Origin of the sequence: Nostoc sp. KVJ3, assembly GCF_026127265.1 — a bacterium.
Taxonomy (GTDB): domain Bacteria; phylum Cyanobacteriota; class Cyanobacteriia; order Cyanobacteriales; family Nostocaceae; genus Nostoc.
Genome location: NZ_WWFG01000005.1, coordinates 173885 through 190370, shown reverse-complemented (window position 1 = coordinate 190370; position 16486 = coordinate 173885). Strand labels below are relative to the sequence as shown.

Sequence of the window (16486 nt, the reverse complement as noted above, 5' to 3'; positions counted from 1 at the left end):
ACAGCATAATTATTGCTGACTATCAGTTGTTGCTAATTAGGCATTCTCCTGCTACCTTCGCAACTCATTTCTGACTAAGAAACTACATATTAATTCCTTTTTTTCGACATTTGCACCTGATAAATGTTAAAAATAAATAACAAAAATACTTTGTTTTCCGCCAACTATCTGTCGCTATTTGTCATGTAATCCAGAAACATAACAGTCTACTAGTAAGTAACCATATTAAGATTTCCTACAGATATTACCGAGCAGACGAGTCGAACCGCTTGCCTACTAGCGTTATTCTTCCATTGAAGGGGACGGAGATTTGATAATACATCACTACCACCCAAAGCAACAGGTGTTATATGGTCTACTTCCCAGCCATAAGGGGAGTTTCTATTGCCATATTCGTATCTATTAATCCAAGCACCGCATTGGTCTTTACGCCAAACACGAGGGTCGTAATGAGGCACAACCATAGCTTGGCACCAGACAATCTCAACAGTATTTGTAGTAATGGCCATAACTGTTTATTTGTCAAAAATTTAACTCAGTCTAACACAATATAACATTTAGACATCATAAATCGTCAAATTGCAAATGGAAAATGTTAACTCAATTCGTATTTATAGAGAGCAAACAGGATTTTCCCAGGAACAACTGGGAGAACAGATAGGCGTAACTCGGCAAACAATCGCAGCATGGGAACGAGGCGAACGCGAACCATCACTGCTACAAATTTCTAAAATTGCTAGAGTCTTAGGAGTATCGCTAGAACTTCTACTTGATCAACCAACAGACTCTCTAAAGGGGATTGGGCAACTAGAAGTTAACTTGCTTTTCCGAGCTGATGAACCATCTGCGCTTACCCCCTATGTGCGAGACCATTTAACCCAAAAAGCTGTTGACTATGCTGAAGTAGAAGCGTTGCTAGGAGAGGTTCCTGCAATACCTGCACTCCGTCCCCTAGAAGGTTATGACGAAATACTTGTAGAAGAGTTAGCAACAGAGGTAAGAGACTGGTTAGGAGTAGGAGAATTAACACCTATTGGTGACGTATTAGCTTTATTAGAATCAAAAGGTCTTAAAGTTATCCCATACTTGCTACCAGCAAAAGTTTCTGGTTTCTCCGCCTATACTGAGGCTTGGGGTGCGGTAATTTTTGTCAATGAAGACCATCCCACAGAAAGAAAATTTTTTACTGCCCTTCATGAAGTGGCACACTTAATTTTTCATCGTCGTGAATACAAAGTACCCCAAACCCGTTCTCGTCCAACTGAACCACGAGAAAAAGCTGCCAATCATTTAGCCGGTGCAGTACTGATGCCTAGAGGTGCTGTCTTACGAGAGCTTCATGCCTACCGTAATCGCTGGCTTCCTGAACCGCTCTTAAAAGATATCAAGCGACGTTACGGCATCAGTCTTCGCACAATATTGTATCGAGCAGAACAAGCTGAATTAATTACAAAGCAGCAAAAGGGTCAACAGTTAGGCGTACTCAACAAGAAATATGGGCCAGAAGATGAGCCAGAGAAACTACCATTACCAGAAAGGCTGAATCGTTTGGAACGCTTGGTTTATACGGCATTAATAGAAAAGAAACTTACTGTATCTCGATCTGCCGAAATTTTAGGAGAACATGTTTTAACTGTACGGGAAAAACTCTCTGAATGGTTAAAACAAGGTGAGGAGGATATAATGTGATTGTTCTATTAGATACTATTGCTCTGATTGAGTTACAACAAGCTTATCGCCACTCAGCATTTATCCAACTAACTTCTGTTGAAGTTCTGGATGTGGTGATTTCGGAGTTTCAGCATCCAAATTATACCGATTTTATAAAAATAATCAATAAATTTGGATTTCAAACTATTCAAACTGAATCTACTTGGTTTAATGCTGCTCGAAAATATCGTGACGGTACACTCAGCGTTCAAGATGCTCTAAACCTCCACTACGCCAAAACCTTCGAGAGAATCTTGGTTACTGATGAAAAGCCATTACAGATTAAATGTCAGCAAGAAAAAATTAGTAATCAACAAATATCATGGTTAATTAAACAATTAACTCGTTAGTTAAATATCAATAAGATAATATAACATGACTGTAATTGGCATTTTGACCTAAAAAAGCTATATTTTTGTCTATAAAATTCCAGTTTTAGTTTAGTGTTACTGGGCATTTTTAATTATTCATTCAGTAACAATTCTACGTACACCTCCAGTCTTTGCATCTTTAATAAAGATTACAACAGTTTTTAGCCTGCCAGATATGGCAGGCTATAGTAGATTTAAGTGATAGCTGATTTAACTAGCAACTGACGCTATTTCCGGTGAGAATAATTTGTGGTTTTCAATGGCATATTTATAGCTAAACAATCCATTGTTGGACAAGAAAATTTTTTCTTCACTACCCGATATCTTGAGTACTGTAATAACACATGGTGGTTGAATATTGTTATTGCGAATGAATTTACTTGCAGTTGTACAGGTTTTTTATTGATGGTTCTGTTGATAGCAACTAAAGCTTATAACCTTTGACAGCAAAACTTTTCCACGTAATCTACGTCTGAAATGGTATCTACCTAGTTTTTGTCGAATTCGTTTTGGCATTTTGCACTCTCCTTAATAATTGTCCGTGGTTTTTATATCGCTTAAGTTGAATTTCAAGCTGACGGGCTTCTTGTTTACTTGAGGTCTTCCATACATAGACAATTTTGAATTCAATGCCGCGTTTGATCGCAGCACGAGTAAATGCCGCTCCAGACCCTTGTAGATGCTGCTGAAATCTTTTCTTGAGGTTCGCGCATGAACCTAAGTAGTAACGAGCTTGATGTTTCTCATTTCCAAGCGGACGAGATAGCTCAATCAAGTAGCAGCAAGGAATTGAGGGTATTTTTACTGACAATTCCATTTATGCTTTTTTGGGATTATTTTGAAAACTGAGGCGTTAGCTGATTGTGGTGGTTTATATGGTTACTCAGTTGAGCCTTTCTTGTTCTTGTACCCAAGTGATTATGCTTGACTTACTAACGCTCACAGGCTTATCCTCACCTGTAATAAATATTTGAAACCAGCCAGTTTCTAACTCATAGTAGTCAATAATTAAACCTAATTCTCTGGCTGTTTTTAGAGATAATACTTCCTAGGGCAACAATCTTTCAATTTTTAACTGTTCTTCTGGGGAAAGCTGTGACTTGAATCATTAAATGAGCCAACTTGTGAACCATAAAATAAGCCACAAGTAACGTCAGATTAAGCTTTATAGCTACAACAGATATCAAACTTTGCATTCAACAATGAGCTAGAGTTGATTTTTTGCACCATAATATAAGACTAAGTTTAAAAAACACTTGTGGGCAAAACTTAAAATCAGCAACCCTCAAATAACAGCACAATTATCAACTTTTATTCCAAGATATGGTTCACAACGCTCTAATTATGATTCAGAACCATCGTTTTTATAGGAATTGAGTCTACCTGTGATAATTCTGGTGGGCGATCGCTATCCTCTAGGTTCATTAAATAAAAATGATAATCAAACTAGGAGGTTTTGTACGAGCTACGCTCGTACAAAACCTCCTAACCCCCATGTGATTATTATTATCAAAATAAACTCGTTATCATATAGTGAACCATAAAATGAAAACCTACTTTGCGAAGCATATCTTGAGCTAAAAGCTCATTTAATGGTTCAAGTCACAAAAGCTGCTTCCAAGCTTCATCTTTAACAGCCAGATGCCTGTATATAGCACTTCTAATTTGATAGTAACTGGTGGATTTGAGTTTTTCTGCCAGCATTGAGACTTCTTCCCCAACTGGCTGCCGTTCTGTAGCGTTACTAGTGCTGGTTTGTTCGTTTTGTTTTAGTCTAGAGTTAACTTCTATAGCTTTTTCGCTCTCTGTTGGGGATGTTTCCATTTGTGGAAGCATCCTCGACTCAACCACAACCACTTCAGATTCAGCAGTCTCTTCCTGGGACTGCTCTTTTTCTTGGGATTTGATTTTGGCGTGATAGTCAGCGATCGCTTCACAGAGAATTTGTTGGGGAAGTAGCCCATATCCGTCAATCAATTCCTGTGTGAGTACGCCTGTTTAGTGGTCTTGTTGCCCAGAGTGACGCACACAATCCGAATCCGCAGTTAAAATAATCATTTATTATCTCACCAGACCTACAGGCAAGTAACAAATTTTGCTTTCTTTTAGCCAGACGTGGCGGCGATCGCTCTTTGCTGATTTTGCTTAACCCGCTTAAAGACAGCATTTCATTGACAAAAACGAATATATTCTTAAAATTGCAAGAAATTGGTAAAAATAGGCAGTTTTGCCAATTTTGGCACTTAATTTGATAAGTGGTATTGCATTCTAGATGTTTCCTAACTTGCATTCCCACAGCATATGCAAGCAATGGGGGTACCGAATTTCCGATTTCTCTTTGGGCGTGGAGTATTGCCTCACTGAAATTAAACCAATCAGGATAACTGTGCAAACGAGCAGCTTCTCTTACAGATATAACCCGTGGCTGTTCTGGATGGAGGGGACGTAATGCGGTGCGGTTGCCACTCCCTGCTCTTAACGTCACGCAGAATCCATCCCATTGCAGCTTCTTTGATTTGGATTTAGCTTCCCTTGCACCTGGGGGAGTGTTGATGAATTGCTGAATTACTTCTGGTGTATGTGTTGTCGCTGCGAATCCCGTCTCAACGTTGGTTACTATACCAAGATTTGGGAATATTTTTTCAAGATACTTAGCATATTCTCCCTTCACCCAATCTGGATGCCATTCTTGAGTGTTTTGCTTGGGGAGTAGGGGGACTGGCAACAAGTCCGCGATCGCATCTCTAACTGTATGTTGAGGTTGATGCTCCGGCGGTATAATTTCTCCAAACTTAGATGCAACAAAAAATACCCTTTTTCTCGCCTGGGGAACCCCGTAATCTGAAGCGGTGAGGTTCCACTTTGAGAGAAAATAATGTTCTTCTAGCACTGCTTGGAGGTTAGCAGTAATGCAGCCAAACTTCTGATTTTCAATCCCCGGCACATTCTCCATGATTGCCGCAAGGGGATTGAGTTCCAACACCAGCCGAACAAACTCCCCTACCAACGAGTTTCTCTCATCCTCAACATTTTGCAGTCCAGCAACACTAAATCCTTGGCATGGTGGCCCACCAAAAACGGCATGAATTTCACCGTCCCAATCTACATACTTCGTCTGAATACAGGCGCGTATTTCTTCCGCCGTCACCTCCCGAATGTCTTTGCACAAGACTGTGGCGTGGGGGAAATTATGTTGGTATGTTGCTAGGGCGATGGGATTGTTATCAATGGCGATCGCAATTTCAAATCCTGCTGCTTTAAATCCCAAATCAAATCCACCCACCCCGGAGAATAGGCTAACAGCTATTTTTTTGTTTGCTGCTGTTGAGTTCATTGAGATTCTAATTAATGTTTATTTCTTGCACTTGGCTTTTAACACATATCAATTACAATCGGAGTTCTGCCTGACTTTCAAATCTGCCAGCCATCTGTCTAACCGACTATTACTAACTGTTTCTTCTATTAGTGGGTAATCTGTAGTAAAGACTTTATATACTCCTCCTGACTCAATCTCATAAAAATTGATAATCAACCCTTCACGCCTGGCATTACTAAGCTTTTTGATTGCTTCTGGAAGCATCTGCCATAGAGATTTTCTTTCCGAATCCGAGAGGAGGTTCCAAGCTTGTTCCTTAGCTTGTTGATATCGGCATAATCCCCGACGCACTGAAGAATAATCTGAAGCTTTCCGCAATATGTCTGCGAGGACTTCTGCATCAGTTGCTGGAACTTCATTTGTACCGAACATCCCAGCCAATTTACTTTCTACTGCCTGAATCTCATCTTCTTCAAAGTCAATGTCCGACTCTTCAGGTTCTTCCAGGTATTCTTCGCAGTCATATTCTTCTGTATCGCTTTGCCACAAGGTTTCAAGTTCTCGCTGCATTACCTCAAGGTTTATTGGGTTGATGACACTTTCATCGTTGGCAGGAATCAATTCTTCTATGGTGTTAGTGAGTTGTTCACAAGGGATTAGTTCTCCAAAAGAGCCGATTTCATTCTTGGCTATTTCAGCTTGATGCTTTTCATATAGGTCAGCGATCGCCATTCTGACAATTCGCTGCGGTGACAATCCGAATTCCTCTATTAACTTCTCGGTAAACACCCCTGTTTGGTGGTCATCCTCCATAATTTTGCCGAAGGTGTAATATCTATTTCCATCTGGTGTTGCTCGCCAGTTGCCATCTTTTTTTTCTTGATTCATGGCTTTGAGAAATAATCTTCTTTTCTCAATCAGTTCTAACACTAATCCACAAGTCAATCCACCAATAGGAATATCTTTCAATTCATCAATTAGGATTTTGTACTTCACAGAACATAACCGAAGTAGTAGCGATATTGGTAAAACCGCTAAGTGTTCCGGGCAACTGATAAATGCTTGAAAATTCTCGGCAATTCGGAGCGATCGCCTTGACTCAGCACTGCCCTTGTCCCAGCCGTACTCTTCTAACAGTGCGCGATACTCTTTTTTGGTGTAAGTCTGCTTGTACTCGTAGAGTAGGAAAGCCGTATGGAGGTACTCTAGGGTACTTTGCTCTATGTGGGTGGTAGGATTGGAGTCTACCTGATGCTGCTCGATGTATAAATTATTTGCAAAAGTTGTTGTAGTCATGATGTTGTATACGCGCTAATATGCGCGGTCTTATCTTTAAGACCAAGTTTGCTAATTCGACTAGTTAAATAAGTCAAGCTGCTTTCTGCAAGTTTTTTGATGATGATTTAGAAATAGCAGCCAAGGCATAGCCCAAGGTGTGTTTGTGAATTTTGGGCATTTTGTGAAACGACATATCCTGACCCCAATCTTGGACTGACTTGGTGCCAATATGTAATACTTGGGTAAGAGTTTTGACACAAGTTGCGCGAAAATTGGCGTGGGAAACTGTTTGCAGTACTTGTTGTTCGCTTAACCCTTCGAGGAGTATTTTTTCTAGAAAGGTTTGAGCATCTACTTCTGGTGCGCTATATTCTCCTCTCAAAATGCTCTTTAGCTGCTTTGGCGCAATTTCGGCAGCGTGAATGTAAGCAAGTGCAAATTTGCAGTAGTTGGGTATCCCATCAAAATTGAGATCGCTTCCCCACTTGCGAACTGTTGGTCTTTGTACACCTAAGACTGCACATAGTACAGTGATACATTTTTTGCGGTATTGTGAGTCGGTTTCTTCTTCCAGCAGTTCTCTGGGAGTGAGTTCGGCGATATCAAAACAGTGGCGTAGAAATTGCCTTGGTTCTAGTCCTTGTTTTGGTAGTACTTCTAGTATTTTGTAGTTCTTTTGCATCTTTGTTAGCTCTTGCACGATTTTTACCGAGTTAGCTCGATTTATCTCAAGCCCTTCTTTTGTGCTTTTTAGGTAAAGTTTACCGATTTGCAGAGTTAGTGATGCATTAAGTTAATATTATTTAACATTTAGTGATGCACTAATAAAAGATAGTGCATCACTAAAATTACAAGGTTTATTGATAGTGAGGTGTTTATTTGTTCTAGCGATACAGGTTTTGATATAAAACTTAAGGTTTGTAACTAAAACCCCTGTTGTTTCTATAAACTGAAGAGAAATCTCGATAAACCAAGTTCAAAAAACGTGTGTCAAATCAGCGCGAACGCTTTTCTGGAGGGGATACTGACCGAGTATCTTTTACCCTTGCGCCCGGTGTGCGGCAAAAGGTAGATGATTTACTGCCGATATTGGGTGGCACTTTGGCGAAAGCTTTAAGGCGTTTAGTTGATTTGGGTTTAGATTTAGTTGACCTAGCTCAAAAAAGTGGTAAGCCGGTTCCTCAACCGGGTAGTTTGGAGCAGATGTTTTCTGGTTATACCTCTTTGGGCATAGAACTGATATTTGCGTGCGAATCCTTGGGTTTATCAGTACCAGAAGTGGGCCAGGTAGGGGTTTGGTTTGTAGATAATCTCTCCCTTGGCTTGGGTGATATTGAGGGTATCAAGAAAGACAATGATTTTCAGGCATCACGTATATTTCGCTTAAGTCGAGAAATTCAAAAGTTTTTTCAGCAGCAGCTTAATGTCTTATCGGAAGACGAGTATGCTGCATTTCTGAAAAATTTGCATAGGGAAGCTGTTATTGGACAAGAGTTTGTAGCTGCTTGTCAGACGATGGGTTGGCAACTGCCAGAGACAGGAAAGCTACAAGAGTGGTTGCAGGATTTGGTGGTGCGTTTGCACAGCGTCTCGGCAGTAGAATTGCAATTATCAAACGAGTTATTAGAAGAATGCGATCGACTGGGGATAGATCCGCCAAAACCTGGTGAGGTTGTAGCGTGGCTACAAAATACCCGCCCTGCGGTGTTTGAGCAGTCAATGCACGAACATAGATTACCTTTTACGGATGATGGTTTGCCTTTAGGGGGGTCGCAACCTTTTTTGGAGCATTTACTTACACTAAATGCACCGCCAACTGAAGATGAGGAGTATGACATTGCTCATAGGTTTGGTGTAGACCCAGCCCATCTTAAGGATTTGATATCCCGCATGAGGTTTGACAAGAACGGACAGACAAATAATTGTCATTAATTTGCTGAGGGGATAAATGCATGGATGCCATTGAAGATTCCTCAACGTTGTGGACTTTACTATGCAAGCCTGGATGGGAAATTAAACCCAACCCAGTAAAGCATCTACTCAAAATTAAAGCTCCTGACTACCAGGAAGCATTAATGCTTTATACCAACTATCGGAAATTTCTAGCAATGTGGGCGGCATCCCTCGATTGTACCTGTGCTTTGATTGGAATTCAGGGGATGCGTGGGTCTGCATTTAAAATTCTTGCAGCAACGCCAGCATCGCAGCAGAAGTTATACGAAGACTTAATTTTTGCGAGCTTACGAAAGTCGGTTAGTTGTGATTCAGAAAGACTAGTTGATCGGGAATTTGAGAATGATATCAGCAAGTATTCAGGGTTTTACATTGCCGAAACTTGTTTGCACCCTGAGCTTAGACCAATTGTTGATGAAATATTCTCAAACCCAGACAAGAAAGTTATAACCCTTGGTCTTAAGTGAATTGTTATTTTCATTTTCCACCTTCCATCTGGTGCGACCAGCCGATACAATTGCTTCGACGTTAATATCAGTAATCTGATGATTTGTGGCAAAGTTATTTTTGTAAATTAGAGTGCCATCATAGCGAGTAATAGTTAATTCACACCAGTTAACTAATAAGGCATCTTCACCATCCCGCAAGGGAACTTGATTCACATAACGATAGTTATAAATTTCATAAACTTTACCTTTCCACCGTTTAATACTTAATGTATCCAGAGGCATTCCTTCTAACCACTCATAAAGTGTTTTATGTGATGAATGGCTGACACACCAGAACAAAATTTAACTGCTTTATCAAAAGCAATTCACATAAAGGTTGATGACAATAAAGATCATCCCCTAAGATGGTAATACCAAGAGATGCATACTGTAAACCATATTTCTCAATCCAACGCTTTGCCGCCGCATTTTCACAATCTTGCTTTTGGTGTCCATCTTGAGGCACAACAAATTCTGGTATCAAGGGGATTACTTTGGAATTACCAGGACTAACAATTACTGGTGTTACCACTGTATGAAAATACTGAGTTGTTCCATTTCTAAAAGTTCTGCTCGAACAATGAAGAAGAGTGAATCTGATTGGAGGAAAAATATTCTGTCCCATCCAGGGCAATACTGCTCGGTTAAGGAATTTCTTGGTTGAGGCAAGCAGGGGGAATAGGGGGAGAAATGGAGGCAGGGGAGGAGTTTTGCCTCCCCTGCTTATCCGAGCAGTATTGCCATTCAGGGCTATCAATAAATTATTTTTCAAAGAGCGAAACGCTTCCAGGTGTTTACCTTGCTCTAATGCTCTAAAAACCTCATAAAACACCGGAAATACTACAGATGGTTCCACATCATCCAGCAAGTCTCTGATATGGTTATCTGTGGGAATCTGATGTACTCCAAATAAGCTTTGAGCATTGTTATGCCCTTTTTTCTGCGCCATTGACTTTTGATGAGCCAGAAATGAAGGACTTTGAGTAAAAAATACTGAAAATGCGCTTAATGCTGCATCGCTCATCTGATAGTACTTGTTTTTACCTGTTCGTTTATCAGGTAAATTTTTCAGGGTTGAGTGAAAGTATTGCACTATTTCATCAAAAATTCCTGGCTGATTCAAAAAAGCCCCTGCACTTACGAGTATTGAGATACAAAAACCATACCTTTAACTGAAAATTTTGCATAGATGACGATGACACTGATAATTATTCTCATTATGAGAATTGCTGGAGTTTTATCTTGTTCTCTGGTCAGAAAGACCCTTAAACGGCTGTCCATATCTCTGTTACCTTCGTAGACACATTATACGTATTTACTTATCTTTACACAGTTTGGTTTTTCCACCTCGTTCTACTTAATTGAAAATTAATCAAGATTTTATATGCAAATTTATTTAAAAATGAATACTATAAAAATAGTAATAGTTTTATAAATTTATATGTAGTCAACATGGCTCTAAACCCATCTGAAGAAGAAGGAACCGCTCTCAATACGGCTCGGATAGCTGAAAGAATGAATTGGTGAAAATTAAATCGCTTAAAGCCTTATTCTGTAAAGCTTTTGAAGCTTACACTAATTCCTTATCGTACAATTTTCCCGTTTTGGGTGCGACACGATGGCGCACGAAGGGCTGGAAGCCCCGATATACAAAGCTTCCAAAAGATGAGTGAGGAACCGATTCCTCCAGTCCAGTGTCCAGGACTGTTCCTAACCTTCCCATGCACCACTGGTAACGGTGATGTGTGAAGCGGAAAGTTTTGCCCAAGGAAGCATTTAGCCTAAAAATGTAACCGGGCAAAGGAAAGATTGGATGGGTGAATGTAAATGAATCCTTGTTGAGGCATCGTAAGAAAAGGTCATCGAAAAGGCTGACACGGTGATACGAGTGAATGTACTGAATACCCCGAAACCATTCAGTCAAGGTTTAACTCCCCATTTTAGTTGAACTGGGACACCAAACACTCCGGTGTAGAGAGGACACCCTACCCAATTAACAAAGATGGAGAACTCTGTCCATCAAGAGCTAGCCTGCTAGCAAAGTATTGTACCGTGTTTTTATTTTCTTTTTTGTTTAAGTCCCGGAATAGAGAATCTAAAAGCGAATGAAACTTATTTCAACAAACTCAGAAAAACTGTTTCGTAAAGCTGAACCTTCGGATGCTTTCGACATTGAGGAGTGCGTGTGTGCTGCCTATGCCAAGTACCTAAAGAGGATGAACAAGCCACCATTTCCAACGCTCACAGATTACAGGGTAGTAATCACCCAGCATCAGGTCTGGGTTATGAACGACGTAGAGGGTTGCGCCGCCGTGCTTGTTCTGATCCCCAAACAGGATCACCTGCTCCTCGACAATATCGCTGTACACCCGCGTCAGCAAGGTTGTGGTCTAGGCCGCACTCTCATAGCTTTTGCTGAAACGGAAGCAATAAAGCAGGGGTTTAGTGCTGTGAGCCTATACACTAACGAGTGTATGACTGAGAATATAGCTCTGTATTCTCGTATAGGCTACGAGGAGAGAGGGCGAATGGTGCAGGACGGCTACTCCCGTATCTTTATGTGTAAGCCCCTGGTAACGGATGCGATCACTATAGCCTCTTCTTCACAATAGAGATCAGCTGAAAAGGGTAGAGAGTAGATTCTACGAAACTATCCCACTAATAGCATCGTATCCTCATTCCAACCCGGTTACTACAAATTCTGCACCTTACGTTGACGGAATTATCACTCCAACTCCGGTAGTTGATTCAGTTCAGCTAACTCTTGAGTGCGTTGAAAGGCTGCATATACAGCATCGCAAATTGCAGTTCGCATTCCCCTTTTTTCTAACTCGTAGATACCCGCAGATGTAGCTCCTCCAGGGCTTGTCACCTTATTCCGTAGTACTGCTGGGTGTTCACTACTTTGGTGCATCAGTTCCACACTACCAGCAATGGTTTGCAAAGTCAGTTTTTGAGCTTCTACACGACTGAAGCCGATCTTTACCCCAGCATCGATCATGGCTTCGATGAAAAGAAAAACAAATCCAGGACCAGCACCACTTAATCCTGTGGCCATGTTTATATAATTCTCACTTTGTACTGCTATTTCCTCACCCAATGATTGTAAAATAGCTTTTACCTTGATTCTTTCTTCATCAGTCACCTCAGGGATTGCCATCCAGACCGTAGTACCCATGCCAACCTGAGCTGGTAAATTAGGTATAGCTCGCACGATGCGTGCATGGTTTAAAGCTTTTTGAAGAAAGCTGACACTAGCCCCAGCCACAATACTGAGTACTAAAGCGGTAGGATGAATTTGACTTTTTAAAACAGATGATACCATGCCCAAAACTTGTGGTTTTACACCGAGCACTACAATAGATGCACCTTGAACAGCCTCTACATTGTTACTTGTAGTATGCACATTGTACATATCTTGCATTTTGATACGAGGACTTTCAAGGGGATCACTAGCTATGATCTGATTAGCTTTTACTACCTTTTGGGACAATAAGCCTCTAATCTTGCTCAAGTACAGGAGGGGGTAGCTCCTGTACTTCTATGGGACGATTAGGAGCGGTCATAACAGCGGCTAAAACCATTATTTATTCCTCATTTTGCTCTATTATAACTATGAAATAATTTAGCTTATCTTGCATTTTTTAATATCATAAAAACCTTATAAATAGTTTTTATTTCTGCACTAAGCCCGAAACTTTGTGTAGAAATTTTATTTAATATTTAATCCCAATAGAGAAATTAAAATTAAATTTTTAAAGCATATTGGGACTAAAACCTTTGTCCAGCAAAACTTTGATTTAAAAAAACCTTCATTAATAAAACCGGAGTTAGTATAGCTATCAGTATAAAAATTATATTCGATTTATTAAAATCGAAAATATCCAATCTTCGACTGCTTAAACAAGTCTAAAATATTGTTATTCACGAATATAGCTATAGTAGCCTGTCGAAGTAACTAAAACAGTATCCTAGCTAATAAAAGGCATGGCTAAAAAATAACCTAAATCAATATTTAGGAGTTTTATAACAATAGCTTCTATCTCTAGAAAGATAGCTTTTAATCGTGCTATTTAATTCTTCGGCAAGCTACTATGGTGTGTAACAAAGTACCTTAAGATGGGGAAAATATTAAATTTTAATGGCTGGAATTTCTATGGTTTAAAGTTTGCAAACATCCCCTAGGTTGCTATATCAGATTTTTCCTCATATTCAAGACCAGAAGATAATCTCGCCACTAGGGAGGAGACCTATTGCAGATGTGAATGTCACGCGATAACCATCAATCGGCTCGACAGTATGATAATTTCTTGTGTTAAAAATAACCACATCACCAACATATGGCTGAAACATGGTCTTGTCAACATCTACAACTACAGCATTACTGTATCCATAATAATCAAGCCTGTACACTTCGTCTTTTGGATACCACTGTCGATTGTAGATATATGTCTTACCTTGATCGGAGGAAGATATTTTCAGATATAAGTTCCAGGAAAGCTGAGCGACGACATTACCCACCTCCCAATTGGGCTGCTCAGCTGGTGCGTAATCAATATGTAGCTGTGTACCACGCTCGATTTTCCTCATAAGACCCACATAATAGTTGCCATACAAGGGTTCAAAAGCACTCCGAACGGTTTCTCCTGTACATTCTTGGATCTTTGCTATAATGCGCTTCAAGGGATTAAATGATTTAGAAATAAGGCTATGTTGCACAGCGTTGGCTTGCTCTACTGCTTTAAAATATTTACCTTTGTCAACTTTGTCGTATTCAAAGACAGTGATTCCGATGCGCTCAATCTTAGGACTAACATTTTGGTAGAATCCAAATTCTAAGAGGTTAGCTTGCGTGACTAACGCAGCACACTCCTCTATAGTTGCAAACTGTTTTATGGTAATTACAGGGATTCGATTTTCAAGTAGCATTATGAGAGATTCTTTACTCAAAGGCAATTCTTCCACTGTTTCCCAAGTCTCTGATTTCAGATGATGTAAAGTATTCACGGTGTTATTTCTCTTTCTTGTTATGTTGCAAAACTGGTAGTAATTTGCTACAAAGTTCCTTTTTAGTTACTTTAATAGCTGGTAAACTCTACTAAAGAGTTGAAGGAAAGATATGCACTATTTTTTATAAGTACACAACCATTACACTCCTATTTATTTATAAAAAGGTAAAATCGAATCACTTTCTCCATTAAACGTCTGTAATATTAGATATTGACTAAAACTGCATAGGGATTTCATCTTCTTTTTCGGAGATATCTATTTTGCACTTAACGAAAGAGCATAAAGGATAGAAGGGTAGACGTTAAGTTTTTTAACTACTAGAATATGAAGCCAAATATTCCATAATATCATCGTAAAGGCTGTAGCTAGCGCAGCACCCATAATGCCAAATAAGGGAATACAGAGTAGATTCAAAGTAATGTTAATCAATGCACTCCATCCAAAAACACGAACAGTTTGGTTTTGATGTCCTGTCATAATCATTAGATATCCAACAGATCCAGAACCTGCATTAATAAGCTGACTTAGAGTCAAAACAGTCATCTCCCACTGTGCTCCTACAAATTCCGATCCGAAGGTTCCTAGAATAGGTCTGGCAAACACAATTAGGAAAATGGCAATTACTAACGAAGGCCAAAAGATACAGTGAGCTAGTGTGGAAACTAGCTTTTGCAGTGCCTTTTGGTCTCCTTGAGCATAAAGTGATGCAAATATAGGTGCAGCGACTGCATTCACAGACAGCAAAATGAAACTTACCCAGTTAGCAGATCTAGTAGCAGCACTATAAATACCAACGTTTATGGAGTCTAACAAAACTCCTATTATCAAAACATCCGTTTGATTTAAGACTATAAAAAATCCGTCAGAAAGTAATAGTGGTAGAGAAATACGAAGCCATTCATGGATTTCATAAATAGAAGAGCTACGGTAAATCTCCGAAGGTAATTTCTGCCAGAAAAGTCGTAGCTGGATGAACAAGATAGCTAAAAGCGCTAACATAGCAGCACTGATAGCAGGTAAACTTTTTAGTGTTTGGCTTATCTGTATATAGAGGAATGCGCTCCCAAGCGACAGGAACGGCCAGATTACCTGAAGAGGAGCATACGCCAGACCAACTTGCTGAATAGCTCTAGACATCTCTGATTGCAACATTACTAGAGCTAGAAGTGGTATCATCCAAACACCTAAAAGTAGAGAAGTCGAACACTTCAAACCTTTATTTGTTAACCATAAAATAAGTACCGTACTCAATGCAGATAATATCAGGCTGACAATAAGAGTAAGGTTCCAGCTTGCGTAAATCACGCCGCGTAACCGCGCCCAATCACACCTAATAATATATTCTGGAATCAAGCGCAAAACTGAAGTGGGAAAACCTATTCCGGCAAAAATCGCTAGGAGTGAACTCCAAGCCATAGCGTAGTCATAGATGCCATATTCAGCCGGACCCATCCATTGAGCGAGGAGTACCTGGCCAACGTAGCTTAGTATGGCACCCAATACCTGTAAAATAAGTACAATTCCTGCACCTTGAACGAAGGAAGTTAAGATATTTGGTTCTAGAAATTTATTAAATAGCCAACGTATATCTCGTAATATCTTCATTTGCCTAAACTTTGCAAACAGATGAATAAATATAGCCCAGAGATATGAGTTTGGCTATGACCTTATCTGCACTTACTTCTGGTGTCTCTAGGTTTGTTCTACACTCAACCTCCGGGTTTAAACTCGGCTCATATGGAGCATCAATACCCGTAAAATTTTTAATCTTGCCATCGCGGAACATCTTGTATAAACCCTTTACATCTCGTTGCTCACACACCTCTAGTGGTGCATTGACATAAACTTCAACAAAGTTTCCAATCTGTTGCCGTATTTGCTGGCGTGTTTCACGGTATGGCGAGATTACGGGAACCAATACAATTACACCATTTCGAGTTAAGAGGTTAGCTACAAAAGCAATGCGACGGATATTCTCATCTCGGTCTTCTTTGCTAAAACCTAATCCTTTGGATAGGTTCTCGCGAACTATGTCCCCATCCAAAACTTCAACTTGGTATCCTTGGACACATAGCTCGGTTTCAATAACTTGGCTGATTGTGGTCTTACCTGCGCCACTTAGACCAGTAAACCATACTGTCACGCCAATTTTTTTTAGCATGGTTGAACTCTGCAAGCTGTTCATGTACATCTGCATTTACTTAATAATTCCTTAATACTCACTTTCAGATTTTCCTGGAAATAAGGAACGACGCACAAATCAAGGCTAAAGATAAAAAAGCTACAAAATCTACTAAGTAGTTGAAAACAGTGCTATCGCTCTTTCATCAGTCTTGGAAAAATTAACGAATTTTCGGCGT

The 16486-nt window shown here is 39.9% G+C and carries 16 protein-coding genes and 2 pseudogenes; 5 read left to right on the top strand and 13 right to left on the bottom strand.

Features of this window, described 5'->3' with window-relative positions; all coding sequences use genetic code 11:
• Nucleotides 1-209: 209 nt before the first annotated feature.
• A complete protein-coding gene (locus GTQ43_RS35135) occupies nucleotides 210-509 on the bottom strand; it encodes an HNH endonuclease signature motif containing protein (protein WP_265277335.1) in 300 nt (99 codons plus the stop codon).
• Nucleotides 510-585: 76 nt separating this feature from the next.
• Between GTQ43_RS35135 and GTQ43_RS35130 the strand changes: the two genes are divergently transcribed.
• Both GTQ43_RS35130 and GTQ43_RS35125 read left to right on the top strand, forming a co-directional pair.
• Nucleotides 586-1689, top strand: coding sequence for an XRE family transcriptional regulator (locus GTQ43_RS35130; RefSeq protein WP_265277334.1), 1104 nt, complete (start codon nucleotides 586-588; stop codon nucleotides 1687-1689).
• On the top strand, nucleotides 1686-2060 hold the full coding sequence (locus GTQ43_RS35125; protein ID WP_265277333.1) for a hypothetical protein: 375 nt from the start codon (nucleotides 1686-1688) through the stop codon (nucleotides 2058-2060). Before GTQ43_RS35130 ends, GTQ43_RS35125 begins: the two co-directional genes overlap by 4 nt.
• 231 nt (nucleotides 2061-2291) lie before the next feature.
• Here the strand turns inward: GTQ43_RS35125 and GTQ43_RS41940 are convergent.
• The 6 genes and pseudogenes from GTQ43_RS41940 to GTQ43_RS35100 form a co-directional block, all read right to left on the bottom strand.
• Nucleotides 2292-2468: pseudogene (locus GTQ43_RS41940) on the bottom strand (DUF3155 domain-containing protein); the annotation flags it as partial.
• A gap of 97 nt (nucleotides 2469-2565) precedes the next feature.
• On the bottom strand, nucleotides 2566-2898 hold the full coding sequence (locus GTQ43_RS35120; protein WP_265277331.1) for a GIY-YIG nuclease family protein: 333 nt from the start codon (nucleotides 2896-2898) through the stop codon (nucleotides 2566-2568).
• A gap of 785 nt (nucleotides 2899-3683) precedes the next feature.
• Entirely contained in the window at nucleotides 3684-4058 is a 375-nt protein-coding gene (locus GTQ43_RS35115; RefSeq protein WP_265277330.1) for a hypothetical protein, read from the bottom strand.
• A complete protein-coding gene (locus tag GTQ43_RS35110) occupies nucleotides 4051-5415 on the bottom strand; it encodes a DNA cytosine methyltransferase (RefSeq protein ID WP_265277329.1) in 1365 nt (454 codons plus the stop codon). The genes GTQ43_RS35115 and GTQ43_RS35110 overlap by 8 nt, the downstream gene beginning before the upstream one ends.
• A 48-nt stretch (nucleotides 5416-5463) precedes the next feature.
• Nucleotides 5464-6693, bottom strand: coding sequence for a hypothetical protein (locus GTQ43_RS35105; RefSeq protein WP_265277328.1), 1230 nt, complete (start codon nucleotides 6691-6693; stop codon nucleotides 5464-5466).
• A gap of 73 nt (nucleotides 6694-6766) precedes the next feature.
• On the bottom strand, nucleotides 6767-7357 hold the full coding sequence (locus tag GTQ43_RS35100) for a hypothetical protein (RefSeq protein ID WP_265277327.1): 591 nt from the start codon (nucleotides 7355-7357) through the stop codon (nucleotides 6767-6769).
• A gap of 305 nt (nucleotides 7358-7662) precedes the next feature.
• Between GTQ43_RS35100 and GTQ43_RS35095 the strand changes: the two genes are divergently transcribed.
• Nucleotides 7663-8607 (top strand): hypothetical protein, encoded by a 945-nt coding sequence (locus tag GTQ43_RS35095; protein ID WP_265277326.1) that lies wholly within the window; start codon nucleotides 7663-7665, stop codon nucleotides 8605-8607.
• A 20-nt stretch (nucleotides 8608-8627) separates the two neighbouring features.
• Nucleotides 8628-9095, top strand: coding sequence for a hypothetical protein (locus tag GTQ43_RS35090; protein ID WP_265277325.1), 468 nt, complete (start codon nucleotides 8628-8630; stop codon nucleotides 9093-9095).
• Here GTQ43_RS35090 and GTQ43_RS35085 read toward each other — a convergent pair.
• Together GTQ43_RS35085 and GTQ43_RS35075 are read right to left on the bottom strand one after the other, a co-directional pair.
• Nucleotides 9072-9753, bottom strand: a pseudogene (locus GTQ43_RS35085) (ISNCY family transposase); the annotation flags it as partial. The gene GTQ43_RS35090 and the pseudogene GTQ43_RS35085 overlap by 24 nt on opposite strands.
• A 933-nt stretch (nucleotides 9754-10686) precedes the next feature.
• The gene (locus GTQ43_RS35075; RefSeq protein WP_265277324.1) at nucleotides 10687-11040 is read right to left on the bottom strand and encodes a hypothetical protein; all 354 of its coding nucleotides are present in this window, start codon (nucleotides 11038-11040) and stop codon (nucleotides 10687-10689) included.
• A gap of 181 nt (nucleotides 11041-11221) precedes the next feature.
• Between GTQ43_RS35075 and GTQ43_RS35070 the strand changes: the two genes are divergently transcribed.
• Entirely contained in the window at nucleotides 11222-11728 is a 507-nt protein-coding gene (locus tag GTQ43_RS35070) for a GNAT family N-acetyltransferase (RefSeq protein ID WP_265277323.1), read from the top strand.
• Between the two features lie 113 nt (nucleotides 11729-11841).
• On the opposite strand, the gene proC is transcribed toward GTQ43_RS35070, so the two are convergent.
• The 4 genes from proC to cysC form a co-directional block, all read right to left on the bottom strand.
• A complete protein-coding gene (gene proC / locus GTQ43_RS35065; protein ID WP_265277322.1) occupies nucleotides 11842-12630 on the bottom strand; it encodes a pyrroline-5-carboxylate reductase in 789 nt (262 codons plus the stop codon).
• A gap of 698 nt (nucleotides 12631-13328) precedes the next feature.
• Nucleotides 13329-14123, bottom strand: a complete 795-nt coding sequence (locus GTQ43_RS35060; RefSeq protein WP_265277321.1) for a hypothetical protein — start codon at nucleotides 14121-14123, stop codon at nucleotides 13329-13331.
• Between the two features lie 258 nt (nucleotides 14124-14381).
• Nucleotides 14382-15731, bottom strand: a complete 1350-nt coding sequence (locus GTQ43_RS35055) for an oligosaccharide flippase family protein (RefSeq protein ID WP_265277320.1) — start codon at nucleotides 15729-15731, stop codon at nucleotides 14382-14384.
• Nucleotides 15732-15735: 4 nt separating this feature from the next.
• The gene (gene cysC / locus GTQ43_RS35050) at nucleotides 15736-16287 is read right to left on the bottom strand and encodes an adenylyl-sulfate kinase (protein ID WP_414859178.1); all 552 of its coding nucleotides are present in this window, start codon (nucleotides 16285-16287) and stop codon (nucleotides 15736-15738) included.
• Nucleotides 16288-16486: the final 199 nt, after the last annotated feature.